The 22,515-nt window shown below is 70.7% G+C and carries 23 protein-coding genes; 9 read left to right on the forward strand and 14 right to left on the reverse strand.

The genetic code is table 11. The features are described from left to right. Positions 1-265: 265 nt before the first annotated feature. Positions 266-442, forward strand: coding sequence for a hypothetical protein (locus tag ACFYPA_RS09080; RefSeq protein WP_359077271.1), 177 nt, complete (start codon positions 266-268; stop codon positions 440-442). Positions 443-571: 129 nt separating this feature from the next. Here ACFYPA_RS09080 and ACFYPA_RS09085 read toward each other — a convergent pair whose 3' ends face one another. The 4 genes from ACFYPA_RS09085 to ACFYPA_RS09100 all read right to left on the reverse strand — a co-directional run bounded on the left by ACFYPA_RS09085 (position 572) and on the right by ACFYPA_RS09100 (position 4,782). Then, positions 572-1,879 carry a hypothetical protein gene (locus ACFYPA_RS09085; RefSeq protein WP_389130730.1) on the reverse strand — a complete coding sequence of 436 codons (1,308 nt, stop codon included), beginning with the start codon at positions 1,877-1,879 and terminating at the stop codon, positions 572-574. After that, entirely contained in the window at positions 1,869-2,459 is a 591-nt protein-coding gene (locus ACFYPA_RS09090) for a DUF6114 domain-containing protein (protein ID WP_359077267.1), read from the reverse strand. The genes ACFYPA_RS09085 and ACFYPA_RS09090 overlap by 11 nt, the downstream gene beginning before the upstream one ends. A 97-nt stretch (positions 2,460-2,556) precedes the next feature. Continuing rightward, complete coding sequence (locus ACFYPA_RS09095) at positions 2,557-3,204, reverse strand: DUF6230 family protein (RefSeq protein WP_359077266.1); 648 nt, start codon at positions 3,202-3,204, stop codon at positions 2,557-2,559. 600 nt (positions 3,205-3,804) lie between these two features. After that, positions 3,805-4,782 (reverse strand): tetratricopeptide repeat protein, encoded by a 978-nt coding sequence (locus ACFYPA_RS09100; RefSeq protein ID WP_359077265.1) that lies wholly within the window; start codon positions 4,780-4,782, stop codon positions 3,805-3,807. A gap of 317 nt (positions 4,783-5,099) precedes the next feature. Between ACFYPA_RS09100 and ACFYPA_RS09105 the strand changes: the two genes are divergently transcribed. After that, positions 5,100-5,729, forward strand: a complete 630-nt coding sequence (locus tag ACFYPA_RS09105) for a TetR/AcrR family transcriptional regulator (RefSeq protein WP_389130735.1) — start codon at positions 5,100-5,102, stop codon at positions 5,727-5,729. Between the two features lie 81 nt (positions 5,730-5,810). Here the strand turns inward: ACFYPA_RS09105 and ACFYPA_RS09110 are convergent, their stop codons facing one another. The 6 genes from ACFYPA_RS09110 to ACFYPA_RS09135 all read right to left on the reverse strand — a co-directional run bounded on the left by ACFYPA_RS09110 (position 5,811) and on the right by ACFYPA_RS09135 (position 9,849). Beyond that, positions 5,811-6,203 (reverse strand): hypothetical protein, encoded by a 393-nt coding sequence (locus ACFYPA_RS09110; RefSeq protein WP_389131067.1) that lies wholly within the window; start codon positions 6,201-6,203, stop codon positions 5,811-5,813. A gap of 181 nt (positions 6,204-6,384) precedes the next feature. Beyond that, the gene (locus tag ACFYPA_RS09115) at positions 6,385-8,085 is read right to left on the reverse strand and encodes a methylmalonyl-CoA mutase family protein (protein ID WP_359077260.1); all 1,701 of its coding nucleotides are present in this window, start codon (positions 8,083-8,085) and stop codon (positions 6,385-6,387) included. 75 nt (positions 8,086-8,160) lie between these two features. Beyond that, positions 8,161-8,493 carry a DUF3817 domain-containing protein gene (locus ACFYPA_RS09120; RefSeq protein ID WP_389130739.1) on the reverse strand — a complete coding sequence of 111 codons (333 nt, stop codon included), beginning with the start codon at positions 8,491-8,493 and terminating at the stop codon, positions 8,161-8,163. A gap of 66 nt (positions 8,494-8,559) precedes the next feature. After that, the gene (locus ACFYPA_RS09125; RefSeq protein ID WP_359077257.1) at positions 8,560-9,069 is read right to left on the reverse strand and encodes a MarR family transcriptional regulator; all 510 of its coding nucleotides are present in this window, start codon (positions 9,067-9,069) and stop codon (positions 8,560-8,562) included. 139 nt (positions 9,070-9,208) lie between these two features. Next, the gene (locus tag ACFYPA_RS09130; RefSeq protein WP_014048385.1) at positions 9,209-9,502 is read right to left on the reverse strand and encodes an MTH1187 family thiamine-binding protein; all 294 of its coding nucleotides are present in this window, start codon (positions 9,500-9,502) and stop codon (positions 9,209-9,211) included. Then, entirely contained in the window at positions 9,499-9,849 is a 351-nt protein-coding gene (locus ACFYPA_RS09135) for a DUF3817 domain-containing protein (RefSeq protein WP_359077255.1), read from the reverse strand. Before ACFYPA_RS09135 ends, ACFYPA_RS09130 begins: the two co-directional genes overlap by 4 nt. A gap of 245 nt (positions 9,850-10,094) precedes the next feature. Here ACFYPA_RS09135 and ACFYPA_RS09140 point away from each other — a divergent pair, with 245 nt between their 5' ends. The 4 genes from ACFYPA_RS09140 to ACFYPA_RS09155 all read left to right on the forward strand — a co-directional run bounded on the left by ACFYPA_RS09140 (position 10,095) and on the right by ACFYPA_RS09155 (position 12,731). Continuing rightward, positions 10,095-10,727 (forward strand): AIM24 family protein, encoded by a 633-nt coding sequence (locus ACFYPA_RS09140; RefSeq protein WP_359077800.1) that lies wholly within the window; start codon positions 10,095-10,097, stop codon positions 10,725-10,727. Then, entirely contained in the window at positions 10,727-11,377 is a 651-nt protein-coding gene (locus ACFYPA_RS09145) for an AIM24 family protein (RefSeq protein WP_359077253.1), read from the forward strand. Before ACFYPA_RS09140 ends, ACFYPA_RS09145 begins: the two co-directional genes overlap by 1 nt. Beyond that, positions 11,374-12,141, forward strand: a complete 768-nt coding sequence (locus ACFYPA_RS09150; RefSeq protein WP_359077251.1) for an AIM24 family protein — start codon at positions 11,374-11,376, stop codon at positions 12,139-12,141. The genes ACFYPA_RS09145 and ACFYPA_RS09150 overlap by 4 nt, the downstream gene beginning before the upstream one ends. A gap of 113 nt (positions 12,142-12,254) precedes the next feature. Next, complete coding sequence (locus tag ACFYPA_RS09155; protein WP_359077250.1) at positions 12,255-12,731, forward strand: MarR family transcriptional regulator; 477 nt, start codon at positions 12,255-12,257, stop codon at positions 12,729-12,731. 12 nt (positions 12,732-12,743) lie between these two features. On the opposite strand, the gene ACFYPA_RS09160 is transcribed toward ACFYPA_RS09155, so the two are convergent. Both ACFYPA_RS09160 and ACFYPA_RS09165 read right to left on the reverse strand, forming a co-directional pair. Next, a complete protein-coding gene (locus ACFYPA_RS09160) occupies positions 12,744-14,174 on the reverse strand; it encodes a sensor histidine kinase (protein ID WP_389130745.1) in 1,431 nt (476 codons plus the stop codon). After that, positions 14,171-14,830: a response regulator transcription factor gene (locus ACFYPA_RS09165; RefSeq protein ID WP_359077246.1), complete on the reverse strand. Its 660-nt coding sequence runs from the start codon at positions 14,828-14,830 to the stop codon at positions 14,171-14,173. Before ACFYPA_RS09165 ends, ACFYPA_RS09160 begins: the two co-directional genes overlap by 4 nt. 131 nt (positions 14,831-14,961) lie before the next feature. On the opposite strand from ACFYPA_RS09165, the gene ACFYPA_RS09170 reads away from it, so the two are divergent. Then, positions 14,962-15,525 (forward strand): PepSY domain-containing protein, encoded by a 564-nt coding sequence (locus ACFYPA_RS09170; protein WP_389130748.1) that lies wholly within the window; start codon positions 14,962-14,964, stop codon positions 15,523-15,525. Positions 15,526-15,583: 58 nt separating this feature from the next. On the opposite strand, the gene meaB is transcribed toward ACFYPA_RS09170, so the two are convergent. Together meaB and ACFYPA_RS09180 are read right to left on the reverse strand one after the other, a co-directional pair. Then, a complete protein-coding gene (gene meaB / locus ACFYPA_RS09175) occupies positions 15,584-16,546 on the reverse strand; it encodes a methylmalonyl Co-A mutase-associated GTPase MeaB (RefSeq protein WP_359077243.1) in 963 nt (320 codons plus the stop codon). Positions 16,547-16,574: 28 nt separating this feature from the next. Next, on the reverse strand, positions 16,575-17,777 hold the full coding sequence (locus ACFYPA_RS09180; protein WP_359077241.1) for an acetyl-CoA C-acetyltransferase: 1,203 nt from the start codon (positions 17,775-17,777) through the stop codon (positions 16,575-16,577). Positions 17,778-17,912: 135 nt separating this feature from the next. On the opposite strand from ACFYPA_RS09180, the gene mce reads away from it, so the two are divergent. Then, a complete protein-coding gene (gene mce / locus ACFYPA_RS09185) occupies positions 17,913-18,341 on the forward strand; it encodes a methylmalonyl-CoA epimerase (protein WP_359077239.1) in 429 nt (142 codons plus the stop codon). Between the two features lie 287 nt (positions 18,342-18,628). Then, complete coding sequence (scy, locus tag ACFYPA_RS09190) at positions 18,629-22,492, forward strand: polarized growth protein Scy (protein ID WP_359077237.1); 3,864 nt, start codon at positions 18,629-18,631, stop codon at positions 22,490-22,492. Positions 22,493-22,515: the final 23 nt, after the last annotated feature.

Consider the following 22,515-nt stretch of genomic DNA (forward strand, 5'->3'; position numbering starts at 1 on the left):
CACAGCGGTCCCGTACGCGAGACGAGGGCGGTGCCCCGGTCCGGAACGGACCGGGGCACCGCCCTCGGGCGTCGGGCCGGCCGGGATCCGGGCCGGTCCGGGTCATGTGCACGTGCTACGACGAGCTCCGCACCGTGACCCGACAGAACGGGACACGGGCCCGCGGGCCGACCTCGAGAAGTACATCCCGGAAGGCTGGTGCGAGTTGCGTATTCAGGTCACTGCGCTCGACGGACCCCTCACGGTCCGGTTCGAGCCTTCGGGAATGGAGTACGAACTCTCCGAGGGTGAGTACATGGACGTCGCGTTCCCTCCGGTTCCCGAGGGCCGCGTCGGCGGTCACGTGCACCACTCTCCCCGTGTGGTGACCTTCTCCGAACCGGCAAGCTCGCCGGGATTCACCCGGGCATGGAACATGCGCGGCGAGGAAGTCACGACCTGACCCGACCGCCTCCGGTGAACGCAATTCCCGCACGGAAACCCGTACCGGGAGACAAGGCTGCGGGCCGCTCCTCCTGAAGAGGGGCGGCCCGCAGCTGTTGCAGCGGCTCCCGGACGGGGTCGGCCCGCGTCAGGCCTTCGTGAAGTAGTTCTGCAGGCCCGGCACCTTCAGCGTCCCGCCGAACTGGCCCGCCTGCTTCAGCTTCACGTTGGTGAAGAACGCGAACGGTACGTTCAGCGGCGGCGGGGTCTCCGGGCTGAAGGTGATCGGGATGAGGCCGAAGAGGTTGCCCTTCAGCTCCTCCGTGTACATCGTCACCTCACCGTCGCGGATGGTGGACGTGGAGCCCTTCCGCGCCTTCACATGACCGGTCACGCCCGGCATCGGGCCGACCGTCAGCTGGTGGAGGTCCTTGATGTCGATGGAGGAGGCGGTGAACTTCAGCACCTTCTTCGTGCTGCCGTCGCCCTTCTCCACCTCGACGATGCCCTTGTAGTCGAGGCCGCCCAGGGTGAGCAGCGAACTCTCCAGGACCCACGGGTCGTTCGGGAGGCGCGGGATGCCCGGCTCCAGCTCGGCCGCGGCCAGGGCCTCGGGGTCGGCGGTCGGACACGGGAAGGAGGGCTTGGCGCCGTCCGGTATGTCCTCGTCCGCCTTCGGGTCGAGACCCTTGACGTCCTCGTCGAGCTCCTTGACCGGCTTGCCGGCCTTCTCCGCCGCGTCGCGGATGGCGTCGGCGGTCTTGTCGACCGTGTCCTTCGCCGCGTCCGTGGCCTTCTCGACGGGCTCGTCGGAGGCCTTGTCCGTCGGCTCCGCGGTGGCGGACTTCGAGGGCTCCGGGGTCGCCGTGGTGGCGCTCGGGGACGGGCTCGCCGTCTCCTTGTCCGGTCCGTCGAAGAGGTCCTTGAGCGCGTCGCCGACACCCAGCGGGTCGAGCGGGTTCGTCGACTTCGTGGCGGAGGGACTCGGGCTCGCCGTCGCGGCCGGGGCGTCGGCGCTCTTCTTGGTCGTGTCGGCCGCGTCGGTCGTCGCCTCGTCCGTGGCGCTCGCCGACGCCGACGGGGTCGCCGTGGGCTCGGCGGCCGCCTCGTCGCTCGTGGACGGCTTGGGCTCGGCGTTCTCGGTGGCCGACGGCGACGGCGTCTTCGACGCCGAGGGCGACGGATCCGCCGACTCGCTCGGCTCGTCGGAGCGGGTCACACAGGGGCCGGGCGCGAACGGGATGTCGGTGGCGTCGTCGGCCATCGCGAGCTTGGGGGTGAGCCCCATCCCGACGAAGACGGCCGTCGGCATCGCGGCGAGCGCGAACGCCTTCTTGCCGGAGGGCATGTGCAGCTTCGTCAGCAGCGACTTCCTGGGGGCGGCGTGGCGCGGCCCTCTTCGCTCGTCGAGCCCACCCTCGCCGAGGGCGTTCACCTGCCTGTCGTCACCCCGCACGATGCCTCCCGCCGTCGACCTCAACTGTCGTGTCGTACTGCGCCGAATGCTGCTGCTCGGGAACACCCGTCCCGTGGAGCGCGCCCTCGGGGTAGACCGGGGCCAGCGGTTCCGCGCCGAGGAGTTCCGGCTCCTCCTCCTCGCCGAGAAGGCCCTGGGCCGGTTCGGCTTCGTCCGTCTTCGGCTCGCCCGGAACCCATGACACGGAGAGCGCGCCACCGATGAGGGCGAACAGGAAGCCGATGAGGAAGCCGCCGATGTTGGCGACGGGGATCGAGATCAGCGCCAGCAGGATAGCGGCGACACCGGCGAACACCCGGACGATGCTGTGGAACCACATCGTCAGGCCCAGCGTGATGAGCAGGACTCCGATGATGAGCGACCCGGCGCCCGCGGTGGTGGACATGGCCAGCGTCATGTTGCCGAGGTGCATGTTCGCGTACGGGAAGTACGCGATGGGTACACCACCCAGCATGGTGAACAGGCCCGCCCAGAACGGCCGGTTACCCCGCCAGATGCGGAAGCGCCGCCGGATGACGCTGAGGTAGTGCTCGTTCTGCCCTTGGGATTCGGGGCTCATGGAAAACAGCTCCCTGGAACCGGTACTGCTGTGAGAAAGAGAAGGGTGGGCGGCCGGGACCCGCTGTCACGCGTCCCCCGGCCACCCGGGCGAGTGCTTAGTAGCACTCCTTGACGCCCTTGTGCAGCTTCAGCGACAGGTCGGGAAGCTTGAACGTTCCTGCCGTGGTGGCCCACGCCTGCTGGCGAACGCCCGACAGCTTGGCGACGTCGGCGCGCTGTGAGAACCCGTAGGGGTTGGCCTGGGTGCCAGGCTGGATGCCTATGCTCCCGGGCTTGTCCGTCTTCAGCGAACCGGCGGCGACGCCGATGTCGATGTTCGTGAACTCGGCGTCCGCTTCGAGCTGCGAGACATCGAGGTACAGGTCCTTGGCGTAGACCTTGTCCTTGCCGGTGCCCGCCTTGAGCTGCAGCGTGATGCTGCCGAGGCCGAACGGCAGGTCGGGCGTGACGACCGACTGGCACATGTTCGTGATGGTGGCCTCGCTGAACCCGGACACGGCGACCGGAGCGGCCATGTCCTTGCCCTTGAGGTCCTTGCCCGTCGCGACACTGCCGTACTGGACGAAGTCCTGGCCGACCAGTTCATCCGCGCTGACCTTGAACTCCTGGCCGGACACGCTGAACGACGCGGCGAGCGCGCCCTGTGCCAGGCCGACACCCACCGCGGCGGTGGCTATGACGCTCGGCACCATGACGACAGCGAAACGCTTCCATCTCGTGCCACCGCGAACCTGGGAACTCATACTTTTCCTCCTTCTCGGACGTACATCTCCGGCCTGGCATCCTGCCGGACCTGGGATGGGAGAAGTGCTACGTCCTCGGAAAGGAGAGCGCCTGAGAACGGAGGCATGAACCGCGCCCGCATCACCGGCGATCACCCCCGAGCGACAACCACTGGCCACGCGTTCGCGCAACCTGTTCGGACAGGCCCTGCCGGTGAGCAGGAACCCCCCTGTCCGGGATCGGCGCCACTGCCGCCGATCCACTCGGTGGGGACCCAACAGAGCCGCCGCACCGACTGGCAGCCGGACTGGCGTTATTGGACCGAGCGTGGCCGATCGTGGTCCATTCGCGGCCGTGACACAAGGGGGTTCGTTACTCGCTAGTAACGGCGCGATAACCGACCCGCGACCGGGCGGCACCGAGCGGGCACGCAGGGTTGCCCCGACCCACCAGACGAAAGCCACCATTGGCGATCGAAGTCGGGCAGATCGCAAAGATCGATTTACTGCGAGTAACAGGGCGCCCTTTTATCAAGATTTGGTAAAGCGGAGGGCTTCGTTAGCGCCAGAACGCGAAAAAGGCCGTGACCCCCAACCGGGGGCCACGGCCGTGTTGTCAGATCAGAACAAGACGCGCGCGAGCGCGGTCCGCGCCGCTCCGACGCGCGGGTCCTCGGGGCCGATCACCTCGAAGAGCTCCAGCAGGCGGAGCCTCACCCGGTCCCGGTCGTCGCCGAAGTTGCGGCGGACCGCCTCGATGAGACGCCCGAACGCGTCCTCGACGTGACCGCCGACCAGATCGAGGTCGGCAGCGGCGATCTGCGCGTCCACACTTCCCGGGTTCTCGGCGGCGTCCTTGCGGACCTGCTGCGGGTCCATCTTCTGCACCCGGCCCAGGAGTTCCGCCTGCCCGAGGCCCAGCTTGGCCTCGGGGTTCGCCGGGTCGTCGGACAGGACGTTCTTGTACGCCTGGACGGCGCCGGCGAAGTCATTGGCGTCCAGCGCCTGCGCGGCCGCCTCCAGCAGCGCGTCGTACGGTCCCGCGGGCACCTCGGCGGGCTGCGCGGCCGCCTCCGGGCCCGCCGCGTCCCGGTCGACCGCGATACCGGTGAGGCCGAAGCGCTCCTCGCCGACCTGGATCAGCTGGTCCAGGGTCTCCCGGATCTGGGACTCGGGGGCCGCGCCCTGGAAGAGGGGCAGCGCCTGTCCGGCGACCACGGCGAAGACCGCCGGGATGCCCTGGATCCCGAACTGCTGCATCAGCATCTGGTTGGCGTCGACATCGACCTTGGCCAGCACGAAACGGCCGTTGTACTCGTGGGCCAGGCGCTCCAGGAGCGGGCCCAGCTGCTTGCACGGCTCGCACCACTCGGCCCAGAAGTCGATGACGACCGGGACCTCGGCGGAGCGCTGGAGGACGTCGCTCTCGAAGCCCGCCTCATCGACGTCGATCACGAGGGAGGACGGGGGCACGGCTGCGGGGCCACCCTGCCGGGCGGACTCGGCGCGGGCCTGCTCCGCCTTCACCTTGGCCTCACCGGCCGCCTTCACCGCGGCGAGGTCGACGACGCCGCTCATGGACATGTTCCTAGGCTGCATACGTACATCCTCCCCCCTCGGCACACCGTTCCGGAAAGCGATACGGGAACCGCACCCGTCCGCTGCCCCCCGCCGGTGTGCGAGGTGCACGGACAGACACGGTCCATGGGCCCCTGAAAGACCCGGTTCGGCGCCCGGTCCCCACCCGGCGCCTGTGGCTGTAGCTCGTTCGCAGCGCCACGACGGCAGGCCATCGTTCTTACGCTACGACCCGTAGCGTAACTGCCCCCCACCCTTGACGCACAAGAGTGTTCGGTGATCTGTCTCACGGCGGGAGAGGTCGGCCGAAACTAGCTACCGGCGGGTATGGTCGCGGGATGCTGAGCCGCAGCCACCCCAAACCCTCACGAACGGGACGTCCGCGCAGTGTCGCGGCCGATGAGGCGATCCTCGAAGCCACCAGAGCCTCGCTGGTCGATCTGGGCTGGTCGAAGCTGACGATGGGCGACGTGGCGACGCGCGCGGGGGTCGCCAAGACGACCCTGTACCGGCGCTGGGCGGGCAAGAACGAACTGGTCGTGGACGCCGTGGCGGTGCTCTTCGACGAGCTGGAACTGCCGGACCTGGGCAGCCTGGCGGCCGATGTGCAGGCGATGGTGCTGCAGTTCGCCGCGCTGCTGGAGCGGCCGGAGACACAGACGGCGCTGATGGCGGTGGTCGCGGAGTCGACGCGCGACGAGGCGTTGCGGACCCGGATCCGCGACTCGATCGTGAACCGGCAGAAGCGCCTCGTGCTCCAGGGCCGGCAGCGGGCTCAGGAGCGCGGGGAGTTGCCCGTCGAAGCGGACGAGGCCACGGCGGCGCTGACCGCCGACCTGGTCTTCGACGTCATCGCCGGCGCGGTGGTGCACCGGGCCCTGGTCAGCGCCGAGCCCGTCGATGCCGAGTGGGCCCGACGCTTCACACTGCTGCTGCTCGCGGGACTGGGCGCGGCCGCCGCGGGTTAGCCCCGGGCTCCCATGAGGTGGTGGGTTGCCCGATGCGCCCCCGCCGACCGCTACGGGACCAGCCGGCCCTTTCCTCGGAGATCAGCTTTTTACGCGGATCAGGAAGGGACTCATGTCGTCATCGGCATCAACGGCGTGAAAGCCCGCAGATCCGAGAATCGCGATCAACGTCGCGTGCATACGCTCGGTGACGAAGCTGAAGTACTGGAATGCCGGCGACGACCGCAACTCATCCTTCTGCGCACTTTCCGCCAGAGCTTGGGTGAGGGACGGACCGATGAGCCACTCCACGAAGACTCCTCCCTCGGAGCCTTCTGCCGGGTCCGCCCAGACCAGCACGCTCCGCGCGACAGCCGGTCGGTTGATGTCCTGATGCACGCCGAATCCGGCCATCGTCAACGCTCGGGCCACCTGGTCGGCCAAATCGTCACGTTCGGCGATCTCCACCTCACTCGCCTTTTTGATGCCGAACATCACTACCTGCTGTCATTTCGCCATGAGGTCGGAAGAAGGGGTGGGTGACCCATCGGGTCACCCACCCCTTTGCATCCTACGAAGTTGCCCGGCCGGGATCAGGACCTTCGAGCCGCCCCCGTCGGCGTACCGACGAGGCCTCATGACGGATCGATCGTGACCGGGGGCTCCCGCGGGGCCGTCAGAAGCCGGGCGGCTCCGTGTACGTGCCCCACTCCTCGCGCAGCACCCCGCAGATCTCGCCCAGCGTCGCCTCCGCGCGGACCGCGTCGAGCATCGGCGCGATCATGTTGGAGCCGTCGCGGGCGGCCGCCAGCATCGAGTCCAGCGCCGCGGTCACGCGGGCGTCGTCGCGGCCCTCCTTGCGGCCGGCGAGCTCACGGACCTGCTCGCGCTCGACCTCGTGGCTGACCCGCAGGATCTCCAGATCGCCGGTGACGGAGCCGTGCGCGACGTTGACGCCGACGACCCGCTTCTCGCCCTTCTCCAGCGACTGCTGGTACTGGAAGGCGGACTCGGCGATCTCGCCGGTGAACCAGCCGTCCTCGATGCCGCGCAGGATGCCGGAGGTCATCGGACCGATCGGGTGCTGCCCGTCGGGGTGGGCGCGGGTGCCGCGCTCCCTGATCTGGTCGAAGATCTTCTCCGCCTCGGCCTCGATCCGGTCCGTGAGCTGTTCCACGTACCAGGAACCGCCCAGCGGGTCGGCCACGTTGGCGACGCCGGTCTCCTCCATCAGCACCTGCTGGGTGCGCAGCGCGATCTCGGCGGCCTGCGCGGAGGGAAGCGCGAGGGTCTCGTCGAGGGCGTTGGTGTGCAGGGAGTTGGTGCCGCCGAGGACGGCGGAGAGGGCCTCGACCGCGGTGCGCACGACGTTGTTGTACGGCTGCTGGGCGGTGAGCGAGACACCTGCCGTCTGGGTGTGGAAGCGGAGCCACTGCGCCTTGTCGGTCTTGGCGTCGTACGTCTCCTTCATCCAGCGGGCCCAGATCCTGCGGGCCGCGCGGAACTTGGCGATCTCCTCGAAGAAGTCGAGGTGTGCGTCGAAGAAGAAGGAGAGCCCGGGGGCGAAGGTGTCGACGTCGAGTCCGCGGGAGAGGCCCAGCTCCACGTAGCCGAAGCCGTCGGCGAGGGTGTAGGCGAGCTCCTGCGCGGCCGTGGCCCCGGCTTCGCGGATGTGGTAGCCGGAGACGGAGAGCGGCTTGTAGGCGGGGATGTCGCGGGCGCAGTGCTCCATCAGGTCGCCGATGAGGCGCAGGTGCGGCTCGGGCTGGAAGAGCCACTCCTTCTGCGCGATGTACTCCTTGAAGATGTCCGTCTGCAGCGTGCCGTTGAGCACGGCCGGGTCGACGCCCTGGCGCTCGGCCGCGACCAGGTACATGCAGAAGACGGGCACGGCGGGGCCGCTGATCGTCATCGACGTCGTGACGTCGCCGAGCGGGATGTCCTTGAAGAGGACCTCCATGTCGGCGGCGGAGTCGATGGCCACGCCGCAGTGGCCGACCTCGCCGAGCGCGCGGGGGTCGTCGGAGTCCCGGCCCATCAGCGTCGGCATGTCGAAGGCGACGCTCAGGCCGCCGCCGCCCGCGGCGAGGATCATCTTGTAGCGCTCGTTGGTCTGCTCGGCGTTGCCGAAGCCGGCGAACTGGCGGATGGTCCAGGTGCGGCCGCGGTAGCCGGTCGGGTGGAGGCCCCGCGTGAAGGGGTACTCGCCGGGCCAGCCGATCCGCTCGAAGCCCTCGTACGCGTCCCCCGGGCGGGGGCCGTACACGGGCTCGACCGGGTCCCCGGAGAGCGTGGTGAAGTCCGCGTCACGCTTGCGGGCCTTGTCGTAACGGGCCTGCCAGCGTTGGCGGCCTTCCTCGATCGCGTCAGCGTCCATACATATCAATTTACTAGGACGTCCTAGTAAATGTCGATGACAAACCGCCCGGTGCTTCGCACGGGGCGGTCGGGGTCAGGCGTTCGCGGGTGCGGGGGCGGCGTCTGCGAGCAGCGGCTCGACCTCACGGACGACCTTGCGCTCGACGAAGAACGCGGCCGTCGGGATCGTACCGGAGAGCAGCACCCAGGCCAGCTTGCCCATGCGCCACTTCGCCTTGGACCCGAGGTCGAAGGCGAAGATCAGGTAGATGATGTACAGCACGCCGTGGATCTGGGAGACGACGAGCGTCAGACCCTCGCCCTTGTCGAAGCCGTATTTGAAGATCATGCACACGCAGAGGATCAGCAACATGACGGCGGTGACGTAAGCCATCACCCGATAGCGGGTCAGCACACTGCGTTTCATGCCATCGAGACTAACCGGCCGTCCGGGGCGATCTTGCAGCGGCCCCGGGGCCCGGAACCGCGCCTCTCAGATCTCCTCGAAGTCCTGCGCGGCGATGCGCAGCGGACGCAGCAGCGCGAAGATCTCCGCGCACTCCTCGGCGTCGTACGCCCCGAGTCCGAACTCCATCGCGACCAGGTCCTGGGTGGCGGACTCGACGACCTCGCGGCCCTTGTCGGTGATGGAGGCGAGCGTTCCGCGGCCGTCGTTCGGGTTGGGGCGCTTGTCGACCAGGCCGGAGCGCACCAGCCGGTCCACGGTGTTCGTCACCGAGGTGGGGTGGACCATCAGGCGCTCGCCGATCTTGGACATCGGCAGTTCGCCGGCCTTGGAGAAGGTGAGCAGCACCAGCGCCTCGTACCGCGCAAAGGTCAGTCCGTACGGTCTGACGACCGCGTCGACCTCGCCGAGCAGGATCTGCTGCGCCCGCATGATCGAGGTGATCGCCCCCATGGAGGGCACCGGGCCCCAGCGCTGCTGCCAGAGCTCGTCGGCGCGGGCGATGGGATCGAAGGGGAGACTGAGGGGCTTCGGCACGGCCACGACCTTACCCATGAGGAACTTTCCGCTCCTCCCCGTCTCGAACTTCGGTCCGAATACCGAACCGGGGTGGGGATGCGCGAAGCCCCCGGCCGGCGATCGGCAGAGGGCTCCGGACGCGTATGGGGCGACGGTGTCAGTCCGCGAGGTACCGCTCCACCGTCTCGACCTTCGAGGTCAGGCCGTCGGTGACACCCGGGCGGATATCGGCCTTCAGTACGAGGGAGACACGTCCGGCGCGGGCCTCGACGGCCGCGACGGCGCGCTTGACGACGTCCATGACCTCGTCCCACTCACCTTCGACGGACGTGAACATGGCGTCCGTGCGGTTGGGCAGCCCGGACTCGCGGACGACCCGGACGGCGTCGGCCACGTATTCGCCGACGTCCTCGCCGACACCCAGCGGGCTGACGGAGAAGGCGACGATCATGCGCTGACCGTGCCTTCCCGGCGGGCCCGCGCGGCGATGACGCCGTCGGCCTCGTAGCGCTTGAGCACCTTGTCGCCGTACAGACCGCCGAACGGCAGCACACAGAGCAGGAAGAAGAAGGCGACGCGCTTGAGCGGCCACTTGGTCTTGTTCCAGACGTCCAGCAGCGCCACCACGTAGATCACGAAGAGCACGCCGTGCAGCATGCCGAGCGGCATCATCAGGAAGTCGATGTCGGAGACCCGGCTGAGGACCGAGCCGAAGAGGATCAGCGCGGGGAAGGACAGCGCCTCGGGAATCGAGATGAGGCGCAGCCGGTGCAGGGCGGTAGCGGTCTTGATGTCCACGGGGGCACCTTCGGTGGGAGGACGGTGACAGCTTGTGAACGCAGGCACAAGCGGTCCCCATTGTGGCATCGCCGCCCGGGGTGCCCGGCAGCGGGGGCTGTCCCGTACCGCCCGGCCCGTAAGGCATACGTCCCGATTGCGTCCGCGTCCCGTACCGGATGCGTATCAGGGGCGGTTCCGGGGCCTGATCGTGGCGCAGGCCCTGTTCCGGCGGTGCTCCCTGCCGCTACCTTCGCCGGGTGGCGATGTTCCGACTCCAAAGCAGCAAGACGCTCGCCGTCGACCTGACCGGCGACGCAGTCAAGGCGAAGAACGGCTCGATGGTCGCGTACGACGGCCGGGTGACGTTCAAGAAGATGACCGGCGGCGGTGAGGGTCTGCGCGGCATGGTGACCCGCCGGCTGACCGGTGAGCAGATGACCGTGATGGAGGTGACCGGGCAGGGCACCTGCTACTTCGCGGACCGTGCGAGCGAGATCAACCTCGTCTCGCTGCGCGGCGAGAAGCTGTACGTCGAAGCGAGCAATCTGCTCTGCACCGATGCCGGCCTGCGCACCGGCACCACCTTCACGGGGCTGCGCGGCGGCGCGACGGGCAACGGCCTGTTCACCACGACGATCGAGGGGACGGGCCAGGCGGCGATCATGTCGGACGGCTCGGCGGTGGTCCTGCGGGTCTCCGCCCAGTACCCGCTCTTCGTCGACCCGGGCGCCTACATCGCCCATCAGGGCAACCTCCAGCAGCATTTCCAGTCCGGGGTGAACTTCCGGACGCTGATGGGCGAGGGGTCGGGCGAGTCCTTCCAGATCCGGTTCGAGGGCGAGGGACTCGTCTACGTCCAGCCCAGCGAGCGGAACACGATCGGGGGCGATGTCTGATGCCGTTCCGCGAGATCAACTCGAAGATGGTCGAGGCGACGGTGATCCCCGGCCAGAAGATGTTCAGCCAGCGCGGCGCGATGCTGGCCTATCGCGGCGAGGTGTCGTTCACGCCGAACATCCAGGGGGGCCAGGGCGGTGTGATGTCGATGATCGGCCGCCGGATGGCGAACGAGGCGACTCCGCTGATGACCGTGGAAGGCAGCGGCACCGTGATGTTCGGCCACGGCGGCCACCACATCCAGGTGATCAACCTGGCCGGGGACACCCTCTACGTGGAGGCCGACCGGCTGCTCGCCTTCGACGGGACGCTCCAGCAGGGCACGATGTTCATGGGCTCGCAGGGCGGCGTGATGGGCATGGTGCGCGGCCAGGTGACCGGGCAGGGCCTGTTCACCACCACGCTCAAGGGCCATGGCGCGGTGGCGGTGATGGCGCACGGCGGGGTGATCGAGCTGCCGATCGCCCCGGGCCGCGACGTGCACGTGGACCCGCAGGCGTACGTCGCCCACCACGGCGACGTACGCAACAAGCTCTCCACCGCGCTCGGCTGGCGCGACATGGTGGGGCGGGGCTCCGGTGAGGCGTTCCAGCTGGAGCTCAGCGGCAGTGGTGCGGTGTACGTCCAGGCGTCGGAGGAGAAACTGTGAGCACGCCCGTGGTCTTCGACCCGATGACGCTGCCGTCGGACGACAACGTCAACGCGTACACCTTCTGCGTGGAGCTCAAGGGGAGCCAGTGGTTCCTGCAGAAGGGCAAGATGATCGCCTACTACGGGCGGATCGAGTTCAACGGCATCGGCCACGGCCGCTTCGAGCGGCTGATCCGTACGAGCTTCCACTCCCCGCTGCACGCGAGCGACTGGGTGGTGGCCGAGGGCAGCGGCAAGATGCTGCTCGCGGACCGGGCCTTCGACGTGAACTCGTACGACCTGGACAACGGGAATCTGACGATCCGGTCCGGCAATCTGCTCGCCTACCAGCCGACGCTGGCGCTGAAGCAGTCGATCGTGCCGGGATTCCTGACGCTGATCGGTACGGGGAAGTTCGTCGCCGCGTCCAACGGGCCGGTGGTCTTCATGGAGCCGCCCCTGCGGGTCGACCCGCAGGCGCTGGTGGGCTGGGCGGACTGCCCCTCGCCGTGCCATCACTACGACCACGGCTACATGACGGGCGTGATGGGCGGGCTGCGGGCGTTCACCGGGATCGGGGGCGCCTCGGGCGAGGAGCACCAGTTCGAGTTCGTGGGGGCCGGTACGGTGTTGCTCCAGTCCACCGAGGTGCTGATGGCCGAGCAGCCGACGGGAGCCGTACCGCAGCAGGCGGGGGTGCCGGGCGGAGGCGCGGGTCAACCTGGGTCCGCACCCCGCATGCCAGGTCAGCTGGGGGACATCCAGCGTCGCTTCGGGTTGTGAGCGGTAGTCTGCGGAGTGTGACGTCGAACGTCTGCGCCCAGTCTGCGAGCGCGTGCCGGGCGTCACACTCCCTCACTTCGTCCGGCTTTCAACTTCTTAGGTAGAATCCATATATGGAGACCGAGACGGCCACCCGCTGGCTGAGCGACGCGGAGCAGTGCGCCTGGCGCACCCACCTGGACGTCGGCAGGCTGCTGACGCACCAACTGGAGAAGGACCTCCAGCCGTTCGGCCTGACCATGAACGACTACGAGATCCTCGTCAATCTGTCGGAGTCGGACGACCAGCGCATGCGGATGAGCGACCTCGCCGGCGCCACGCTGCAGTCCAAGAGCAGGCTCTCGCACCAGATCACCCGCATGGAGAGCGCGGGCCTGGTCCGCCGGGAGAACTGCGAGTCCGACCGCCGGGGGCTGTACGCGGTCCTCACCGAGACCGGTGCCGAGACGATGCGCAAGGTCGCGCCGCACCACGTGGCGTCGGTCCGCAAACACTTCATGGACCTGCTGCCACCCGAGGCCCTGGAGCAGCTGCACACGGCCCTGACCCCGGTCGCCGACCACCTGCGCGGGCGGCGCGGAAAGCTCTGACCCACCGGGTCCTCAGCGGGCGTCCGGCAGCCACAGCGCGAACCGGGCGCCTCGCTCCCCCGCTCCCGACACCCTCAGCCGGCCCCCGTGCCGCACGGCCACGTCGCGGGCGATGGCCAGGCCCAGGCCCGCGCCGCCCTCGTCGCGGGTACGGGCGTCGTCGAGGCGGACGAACCGTTCGAAGATCCGCTCTCGCTCCGCCTCGGGGACCCCGGCGCCGTCGTCGGTGACCTCGACGACGACACCGCCGCCCTCCCGGCGCACGGCGACCGCCACCGCACCGTGTGCGTGCCGCTCGGCGTTGTCCAGCAGATTGCCGAGCACCCGGGCCAGCTGCGCACGGGAACCCGTCACCTCGAAGCCCCCGGCCTCCGGCGCGGACACCGTCACCGGGATCCGGTCACCGGTGCGCTGCGAGACCTCCTCACGGACCAGGGCGCCGAGCTCCAGCAGGGCCGCGCCCGGCCGCTCCCCCGCGTCCAGCCGGGCCAGCAGCAGCAGATCGGCGGCCAGCGCCTGGAGCCGTACGGTGTCGGCGACCGCGCCCGTCACGTCCAGCAGCCCCGGGTGCGCGGCGCCCACCTCCAGCTGGGTGCGGAGCGACGCGATCGGGTTGCGCAGCTCGTGCGAGGCGTCGGCGACGAAGCGGCGCTGCCGCTCGACGGAGGCCTCCAGCGCGGTGAGCGTCTCATTGGTCGTACGGGCCAGGCGGGCGATCTCGTCGTGCGAACCGGGCTCCGGCACCCGCCTGCTCAGGTCCTCGGACGCGGTGATCGCGGCCATCTCGCGCCGGATGCCCTCGACCGGGCGCAGCGCCCGGCGCGTCACCAGCCAGGTCACCCCGGCGACGACGAGGAGCACGACGGGCAGTCCGGCCAGCATCGCGCCGCGCACGCTGGCGACGGCCCGCTGCTCCGCGGCGAGCGGGGCGCCCGCGTGCACGGTCAGGGTCAGCCCCGCCGGGTTCGTGGCCTCGACGGAGGCGAAGCGGTAGTCGGCGCGGTCGCCGTCGACGGTGGCGGTGCCGTGGGTGAAGTCCGGGTCGTCGGTGGAGACCTCACCGCGGGCGGGATCGGCGGTGGCGTCGTCGTCGTCGCGTTCCTCGTCGTCATCGCCCGTGGCGGCGGGCGGGCGCTGCGGCGCGACCCCGCCCGTGCCGGTGCCGGAGATCGCCTCCAGGTCCTTCGATACGGCGACCACCCGGCCGTCCTCGTCGGTCACCTGGACGGGGTGGTCCTCCTCGTCGCTCATGTCCAGCTTGTCGTACGGCACGCCCAGGGCCAGCTGTCCCGCGGTCTCCCGGGCCGCGACCTCGGCCTGGAGACCCGCCTGGTCGGTGAGGTTGGCCCCCAGGACGAGGAGGACGGCGAGCCCGGCGGCGGCCAGCGCGAGCGCGACCACGAGGGTGGCGCCGAGCGCCGCTCTGGCCCGTACTGACCTCACGGCGTCTCCAGCCGGTAGCCGGCACCGCGCACCGTACGGATGGCGGCCGCGCCCAGCTTGCGGCGCAGGGTGCTGACGTACACCTCGACGATGTTCGGGTCGCCGTCGTAGGCGAAGTCCCAGACGTGCTCCAGGATGTCCGCCTTGCTGACCACCTGCCCGGCCCGCAGTACGAGCTGTTCCAGCACCGCGAACTCCTTGGCGGTGAGGGTGATCTCGTCCTCGGCGAGGTGGACCCGGCGGGCGGCCGTGTCCATCCGCAGCGAGCCGGCCGTGACCACCGGCGACGCGGCCCCCGCGCGGCGCCGCAGCAGCGCCCGGACCCGGGCGACCAGCACCACGTAACTGAACGGTTTGGTCAGGTAGTCGTCCGCGCCGGTGTCGAGGCCCTCGGCCTCGTCGTACTCCCCGTCCTTCGCGGTCAGCATGAGGATGGGCACCTCGTGGCCGGCGGCACGCAGGGCGGCGCAGATCCGGTAGCCGTTCATCCCCGGCAGCATGATGTCGAGGACGACGAGGTCGTACGCGCCGTCGGAGGCCCGGTGCAGCCCCTCGAGGCCGTCGTGGACCACGTCCACGGCGAAACCCTCGGCGGTGAGCCCCCGGGCCAGGGAGATCGCCAGCCGCTTCTCGTCCTCCACGATCAACAGGCGCATGCGCACAGCCTCGCAAACCGAAGCTGAAGACGGCTTCAGGTGGCTTCAGGCTGCGTTCAGCATCGCCCCGGCAGTGTGGGCCGCATCGCAACGCCGCTCATACGACTGAAACGACCGGGGAGGAACCCCTCATGAAGCGAAAGATCGTCATCGCCGCCGTCACCGCGGCCGTACTCGTCGCCGGCACGGCCGCGACGGCCGTGGCCTTCGCGGCCGACGACGGCCGCGACGCGGACAGGGGCGCCGCGGCGCGCGTCTCCGTGGGCGACGCGGCCTCGTCCGCCGTCCGGGCCGTCCCGGGCACGGTGACCGGGGCGGAGCTCGACGACGAGGACGGCGCCGTGGTCTGGGAGCTGGACGTGTACGGCTCCGACAAGATCACGCACGACGTGACGGTGGACGCGGGCGACGGCAAGGTGCTCGGGAAGCACGCGTCCGACGACAACGACGACCGCGACCGCCGTGCCCCCCGCCCGGCCCCCGTCACGCTCGACGCGGCGGTCGCCGCCGCGCTGAAGGAGTCCCCGGGCACGGTGACCTCCATCGAGCTGGACGGTCGCGAGGGCGGGGCGACGCACTGGGAGGTCGATGTCCGCGGCGAGGACGGCAAGGAGCACGAGATGGACGTGGACGCGAAGTCGGCCGCGGTCACGGTGGACCGCTCGGACGACGGGCGCGATTCCGACGACGACTGAGGCAGGGCCCCGTTCCCGGTGCGGCCGCACGCCGCGCCGGGAACGGGAGCGAGGCCGGTCAGGCCTCGCCGGTGAGCCCCGCCACCAGTTCGTCCGCCGCCGCGTACGGATCGAGTCGCCCGGCCACGATGCGTGCGGCGAGGGCGTCCAGGCGGCGGTCGCCGTGCAGGTCCCCGATGCGTTCGCGGAGGCGGGTGACGGCGATCGTCTCGACCTCACGGGCGGCGCGGGCCGTGCGCCGCTCGGCGAGGACACCGTGCTCCTCCATCCACGCCCGGTGCTTCTCCAGCGCCTCGACGACCTCGTCGATGCCCTCGCCCCGGGCGGCGACCGTCTTCACGATCGGGGGGCGCCAGTCGCCGGCACCGCGGGACTCCCCGAGGCCCAGCATGTGGTTGAGCTCGCGGGCGGTGGCGTCGGCGCCGTCCCGGTCGGCCTTGTTCACCACGTACACGTCGCCGATCTCCAGGATTCCGGCCTTCGCCGCCTGGATGCCGTCGCCCATGCCCGGGGCGAGGAGGACGACGGAGGTGTCGGCCTGGGAGGCGATCTCCACCTCCGACTGGCCGACCCCCACCGTCTCCACCAGGATCACGTCGAAGCCCGCCGCGTCCAGCACCCGGATCGCCTGCGGGGCCGACCAGGCGAGACCGCCCAGATGGCCCCGCGTGGCCATGGAGCGGATGTAGACGCCCGGGTCGGACGCGTGGTCCGACATCCGGATCCGGTCCCCGAGGAGCGCGCCGCCGGAGAACGGCGACGACGGGTCGACGGCGAGCACGGCGACCCGCTTGCCCTGCCGCCGGTAGGCGGAGACGAGCGCCGACGTCGATGTCGACTTGCCGACACCCGGGGATCCGGTCAGGCCGACGACGCAGGCGTTCCCCGCCAGGGGTGCCAGCGCGGCCATCACCTCGCGCAGTTGCGGCGACGCCCCCTCCACCAGGGAGATGAGCCGGGCCACGGCCCGCGGCCGGCCCTCCCGCGCCTGCTCGACCAGGGTGGGGACGTCCACCTTCACGCTCGGCCTCCTCGCTCGCTCGTACCGACTACTTGCCCGGTACGCGGATGATCAACGCATCGCCCTGGCCGCCGCCGCCGCACAGCGCCGCCGCCCCGGTGCCGCCGCCGCGCCGCTTGAGCTCCAGCGCCAGGTGCAGCACCACGCGGGCGCCGGACATCCCGATGGGGTGACCGAGCGCGATGGCGCCGCCGTTGACGTTGACCTTGTCCGAGGTGACGCCGAGGTCCTTCATGGACTGGACGGCGACGGCCGCGAACGCCTCGTTGATCTCGATCAGGTCGAGGTCCTCGACGCCGATGCCCTCCTTCTTGAGGGCGTGACGGATGGCGTTGGACGGCTGCGACTGGAGCGAGTTGTCCGGACCGGCCACGTTGCCGTGGGCGCCGATCTCGGCGATCCAGTCCAGGCCCAGCGCCTCGGCCTTGGCCTTGCTCATGACGACGACGGCGGCCGCACCGTCGGAGATCTGCGAGGAGGTGCCGGCCGTGATCGTGCCGTCCTTGGCGAAGGCCGGGCGCAGCTTGCCGAGGGACTCGACGGTCGTCTCGGCGCGGATGCCCTCGTCCTTGGAGAAGAGGACCGGGTCGCCCTTGCGCTGCGGGATCTCGACCGGGGTGATCTCGGCCTCGAAGAGACCGTTCTTCTGCGCCGCGGCGGCGCGCTGGTGGGACAGGGCGCCGATCTCGTCCTGGGCCGCACGCGCCAGGCCGAGACGGGTGTTGTGCTTCTCGGTGGACTCGCCCATCGGGATGTTCTCGTAGGCGTCGGTCAGACCGTCGTACGCCATCGAGTCGAGCATCTCGATGGCGCCGTACTTGTGGCCCTCGCGGGACTTGGGGAGCAGGTGCGGGGCGTTCGTCATGGACTCCTGGCCGCCGGCCACGACCACGTCGAACTCGCCGGCGCGGATCAGCTGGTCGGCCAGGGCGATGGCGTCGAGCCCGGAGAGGCACACCTTGTTGACGGTGAGCGCCGGGACGCTCAACGGGATGCCGGCCTTGACGGCCGCCTGGCGTGCCGGGATCTGCCCTGCCCCGGCCTGCAGCACCTGGCCCATGATCACGTACTCGACCTGGTCGCCGCCGATGCCGGCCCGGTCCAGCGCCGCCTTGATGGCGAAGCCGCCGAGGTCGGCTCCGGAGAAGCTCTTCAGGGAGCCGAGGAGGCGGCCCATGGGCGTACGGGCGCCCGCGACGATCACTGAGGTGGTTCCGGTCGTTCCTGACATGAGGCGCGGCCCCTTGGGATCGGTAGTGAACGAGGGTTTACTTGAATGTACTGAGCAGTACCTCGCTCGTCATCCGGCAGCGGGTGTGATCGCGCGCACGTTGCGTAACCATCCGCCGAGCGCTGCACTGGTTCCATGCTGACGCGAATCGACCACATCGGGATCGCCTGTTTCGACCTCGACAAGACCGTCGAGTTCTACCGCTCGACCTACGGGTTCGAGGTGTACCACTCCGAGATCAACGAGGAGCAGGGCGTGCGGGAGGCCATGCTCAAGATCAACGAGACGTCGGACGGCGGCGCCTCCTACCTCCAGTTGCTGGAACCGACCCGCGAGGACTCCGCGGTAGGCAAATGGCTGGCCAAGAATGGCGAGGGAGTGCACCACATCGCCTTCGGTACGGCGGACGTGGACACGGACGCCTCGGACATCCGCGAGAAGGGTGTCAGGGTGCTGTACGACGAGCCCAGGACGGGTTCGATGGGATCCCGGATCACCTTCCTGCACCCCAAGGACTGCCACGGCGTACTGACCGAACTGGTCACGTCCCGGACGGAGCACTGACCGGCCGGGCCGCGGTCCGGCCCAGCGGGAGCCGGACAACAGCTTCTCAGGGATACCCGGCCCGGTAGAGTGGGCTGTTCCGGGCCGGGGCCGGGTCGGGGCCGCGCCGCGTCCTCAGCCGTTGATCTGTCACCATTCCCCGGGGGGCCGTTCGCCGGTGAACGGTACTCGTGTGGACTTTGCGACCAGGGTTGGGGCCTCCCCTGCTCAGTGGGGCATCTCCTGCTCGAACGAAGTTGAGAGCTTGGGGAAGACGTTGAGAGCTCGGGGAAGGATGGGACCGCGCAGTGCGGGGCTACGAACGCCAGGAGAGCCACCGAGCTGAAGACGACCATCTCTCGCGGTTCGAAGCCGAGATGGACCGGCTGAAGACCGACCGGGAGAAGGCCGTCCAGCACGCCGAGGACCTCGGTTACCAGGTCGAGGTCTTGCGTGCCAAGCTGCACGAGGCCCGGCGCAGTCTGGCGACCCGTCCCGCCTACGACAGCGCGGACATCGGTTACCAGGCGGAGCAGTTGCTCCGTAATGCCCAGATCCAGGCCGACCAGCTGCGCAACGACGCCGAGCGCGAGCTGCGTGACGCCCGGGCGCAGACGCAGCGGATCCTTCAGGAGCACGCCGAGCACCAGGCGCGGCTCCAGGCCGAACTGCACAACGAGGCCGTGCAGCGCCGCCAGCAGCTCGACCAGGAGCTGGCGGAGCGCCGCCAGACCGTCGAGTCCCACGTCAACGAGAACGTGGCGTGGGCCGAGCAGTTGCGCGCCCGCACCGAGTCCCAGGCGCGCCGGCTGCTGGAGGAGTCGCGGGCCGAGGCCGAGCAGGCGCTGAGCGCCGCCCGTGCCGAGACCGCCCGGCTGGCCGACGAGACGCGCCAGCGTCTGGGAGCCGAGGCCGAGTCCGCCCGCTCCGAGGCCGAGTCGATCCTGCTGCGCGCCCGCAAGGACGCCGAACGGATGCTGGGTGCCGCTTCCAGCCAGGCGCAGGAGGCCACCGCCCACGCCGAGCAGCTGCGTACGTCCACGACGGCGGAGACCGAGCAGGCGCGGCAGCAGACCACCGAGCTGAACCGGGCCGCCGAGCAGCGCATGCAGGAGGCCGAGACGCAGCTGCGCGAGGCGCGCCTCGAGGCGGAGAAGGTCCTGTCCGAGGCGAAGGAGGCCGCGGTCAAGCGGCTGGCCGGAGCCGAGTCGCAGAACGAGCAGCGCACCCGTACCGCCAAGTCGGAGATCGCCCGGCTGGTCGGCGAGGCCACCAAGGACGCCGAGTCCCTCAAGGCGGAGGCCGAGCAGGCGCTCGCCGATGCCCGTGCCGAGGCCGACCGGCTCCGTTCCGAGGCGGCCGACTCCGCGCGCACCGCCGCCGCGGAGGACGCCGCGGCCCAGCTCGCCAAGGCGGCCCGCGCCGCCGAGGAGGTGCTGACCAAGGCGTCCGACGACGCGAAGTCGACCACCCGGGCGGCGAGCGAGGAGGCCGACCGGATCCGCCGTGAGGCGGAGGCCGAGGCGGACCGGCTGCGCGGCGAGGCCGCCGAGCAGGCCGACCAGCTCAAGGGCGCGGCCAAGGACGACACCAAGGAGTACCGGGCCAAGACGGTCGAGCTCCAGGAGGAGGCGCGCCGGCTGCGCGGCGAGGCCGAGCAGCTGCGTTCCGAAGCGGTCGCCGAGGGCGAGCGGATCCGCGGCGAGGCCCGTCGGGAGGCGCTCCAGCAGATCGAGGAAGGCGCGAAGACCGCCGAGGAGCTGCTGGCCAAGGCGAAGGCGGACGCGGAGGAGCTCCGCGGCGCCGCGGGCACCGAGAGCGAGCGGGTCCGCAGCGAGGCCACCGAGCGGGCGGCGGCGCTGAAGAAGCAGGCGGAGGAGGCCCTGGAGCGGGCCCGCGCCGAGGCGGAGCGGCTGCGCACCGAGTCCGAGGAGCAGGCCGAGGCGGTGACGGCCGCGGCCGAGCAGGCGGCGGCCGGGCTGCGCGAGGAGACCGAGCGGGCGATCGCGGCCCGGCAGACGGAGGCGGCGGCCGAGCTGACCCGTCTGCACGGCGAGGCCGAGACCCGTCTCGCCACCGCCGAGCAGACGCTGGGCGAGGCGCGCGGCGACGCGGAGCGCGTCCGTCGCGAGACGAACGAGGAGTCCGAGCGGCTGCGCGCGGAGGCCGCCGAGCGGCTGCGCACGCTCCAGGAGCAGTCCGAGGCAGAGGCCCAGCGGCTGCGCGACGAGGCCGCGGCCGACGCCGCGCAGTCCCGTGCGGAGGGCGAGACCGTCGCCGTACGGCTGCGCAGCGAGGCCGCCGCCGAGGCCGAGCGTCTGAAGACCGAGGCGCAGGAGAGTGCCGACCGGGTGCGGTCGGAGGCCGCGGCCGCCGCCGAGCGGGTGGGCACGGAGGCCGCCGAGGCGCTCGCCGCCGCCCAGGAGGAGGCGAACCGGCGCCGCCGCGAGGCCGAGGAGACCCTCGACGCGGCACGTACCGAGGCCAATCAGGAGCGTGAGCGGGCCCGCGAGCAGAGCGAGGAGCTCCTGGCCTCCGCCCGCAAGCGGGTCGAGGAGGCGCAGGCCGAGGCCCAGCGCCTGGTCGAGGAGGCGGACGCACGCGCGACCGAGTTGGTCACCGCGGCCGAGCAGACCGCCCAGCAGGTACGGGATTCGGTCAACGGGCTCCAGGAGCAGGCCGAGGCGGAGATCGCCGGGCTGCGCTCCACCGCCGAGCACGTCGCGGAGCGCACGAAGTCCGAGGCGCAGGAGGAGGCGGACCGGGTCCGTTCCGACGCGTACGCGGAGCGGGAGCGGGCCGGCGAGGACGCGGCCAGGATCCGCCGGGTGGCGCAGGAGGAGACCGACGCCGCGAAGGCGATGGCCGAGCGCACCGTCTCCGAGGCGATCACGGAGTCGGAGCGGCTGCGGGCCGACACCGCGGAGTACAGCCAGCGGATGCGTACCGAGGCGTCCGACGCCCTGGCGTCCGCCGAGCAGGACGCGTCGCGCAGCCGGGCCGAGGCCCGTGAGGACGCCAACCGGATGCGGTCCCAGGCGGCGGAGCAGGCCGACAGCCTGATGTCCGAGGCCACGGCCGAGGCCGAGCGGATCCGTACGGAGTCGACGCAGCAGGCCGACAGCCTGGTCTCCGAGGCCACGGCCGAGGCGGAGCGGCTGCGGGCGGAGGCCACGCAGCAGGCGGCCCGGCTCGGTGACGAGGCGGCGGGCGAGGCGGAGCGGCTGCGGGCGGAGGCGGCGGCGACCGTCGGTTCCGCGCAGGAGCACGCGGCCCGTACCCGCGAGGAGTCGGAGCGGCTGCGGGGCGACGCCGAGGCGGCGGCCGAGCAGATGCGTGCCGAGGCGCGCCAGGAGGCGGACCGGCTGCTGGACGAGGCGCGCGAGTCGGCCTCGAAGCGCCGCGCCGATGCGGCCGAGCAGGCGGACCAGTTGATCAACAAGGCCCAGGAGGAGGCGCTGCGCGCTGCCACCGAGGCCGAGGAGCAGGCCGACACGATGGTCGGGGTGGCTCGCAAGGAGGCCGTGCGGATCACCTCCGAGGCGACCGTCGAGGGCAACTCCCTGGTGGAGCGGGCCCGGACGGACGCGGACGAGCTGCTGGTCGGTGCCCGCCGGGACGCCACCCAGATCCGGGAGCGGGCCGAGGAGCTCAGGACGCGGGCCGAGGCCGAGGTGCAGGAGCTGCACGATCGTGCGCGGCGGGAGACGTCCGAGCAGGTCAAGACGGTCGGCGAACGCGTCGACAAGCTGATGAAGGCGGCGACCGAGCAGCGCGAGGAGGCCGCCGCGAAGGCCAAGGAGCTGCTGTCGGACGCCAACTCCGAGGCGAGCAAGGTCCGCATCGCGGCCGTGAAGCGGGCGGAGTCGCTGCTCAAGGAGGCCGAGCAGAAGAAGGCCAGCCTGGTGCGCGAGGCCGAGAAGCTGCGGGCCGACGCCGAGGCCGAGGCCAAGCGGACGGTGGACGAGGGCCGGCACGAGCTCGATGTCCTGGTACGCCGGCGCGCGGACATCAACACGGAGATCTCCCGTGTCCAGGACGTCCTGGAGGCGTTGGAGTCCTTCGAGACCCCCGGGGCGGGCGGCAAGGGCGCGGGTGGCGGGCCGCCGGGCGGCGGCAAGGCCACCGCAGCGGCGGGCACTCGTGCGGGTGGGAAGCAGTCGGATGGGTAGCCAACCGGTGCTCTCCCGTGGTT

Origin of the sequence: Streptomyces sp. NPDC005775 (assembly GCF_042871565.1) — a bacterium.
GTDB lineage: Bacteria > Actinomycetota > Actinomycetes > Streptomycetales > Streptomycetaceae > Streptomyces.

Coding starts and splice junctions, on each gene's coding strand:
- ACFYPA_RS09165 (WP_359077246.1), bottom strand. CDS start 14,830: ATGCGCCTGTTGATCGTGGAGGACGAGAAGCGGCTGGCGATCTCCCTG.
- ACFYPA_RS09100 (WP_359077265.1), bottom strand. CDS start 4,782: ATGCAGCCTAGGAACATGTCCATGAGCGGCGTCGTCGACCTCGCCGCG.
- ACFYPA_RS09130 (WP_014048385.1), bottom strand. CDS start 9,502: ATGATCGTCGCCTTCTCCGTCAGCCCGCTGGGTGTCGGCGAGGACGTC.
- ACFYPA_RS09105 (WP_389130735.1), top strand. CDS start 5,100: ATGCTGAGCCGCAGCCACCCCAAACCCTCACGAACGGGACGTCCGCGC.
- ACFYPA_RS09140 (WP_359077800.1), top strand. CDS start 10,095: ATGTTCCGACTCCAAAGCAGCAAGACGCTCGCCGTCGACCTGACCGGC.
- ACFYPA_RS09120 (WP_389130739.1), bottom strand. CDS start 8,493: ATGAAACGCAGTGTGCTGACCCGCTATCGGGTGATGGCTTACGTCACC.
- ACFYPA_RS09180 (WP_359077241.1), bottom strand. CDS start 17,777: ATGTCAGGAACGACCGGAACCACCTCAGTGATCGTCGCGGGCGCCCGT.
- ACFYPA_RS09155 (WP_359077250.1), top strand. CDS start 12,255: ATGGAGACCGAGACGGCCACCCGCTGGCTGAGCGACGCGGAGCAGTGC.
- ACFYPA_RS09110 (WP_389131067.1), bottom strand. CDS start 6,203: ATGTTCGGCATCAAAAAGGCGAGTGAGGTGGAGATCGCCGAACGTGAC.
- ACFYPA_RS09090 (WP_359077267.1), bottom strand. CDS start 2,459: ATGAGCCCCGAATCCCAAGGGCAGAACGAGCACTACCTCAGCGTCATC.
- ACFYPA_RS09080 (WP_359077271.1), top strand. CDS start 266: ATGGAGTACGAACTCTCCGAGGGTGAGTACATGGACGTCGCGTTCCCT.
- ACFYPA_RS09145 (WP_359077253.1), top strand. CDS start 10,727: ATGCCGTTCCGCGAGATCAACTCGAAGATGGTCGAGGCGACGGTGATC.
- ACFYPA_RS09170 (WP_389130748.1), top strand. CDS start 14,962: ATGAAGCGAAAGATCGTCATCGCCGCCGTCACCGCGGCCGTACTCGTC.
- ACFYPA_RS09115 (WP_359077260.1), bottom strand. CDS start 8,085: ATGGACGCTGACGCGATCGAGGAAGGCCGCCAACGCTGGCAGGCCCGT.
- ACFYPA_RS09095 (WP_359077266.1), bottom strand. CDS start 3,204: ATGAGTTCCCAGGTTCGCGGTGGCACGAGATGGAAGCGTTTCGCTGTC.
- mce (WP_359077239.1), top strand. CDS start 17,913: ATGCTGACGCGAATCGACCACATCGGGATCGCCTGTTTCGACCTCGAC.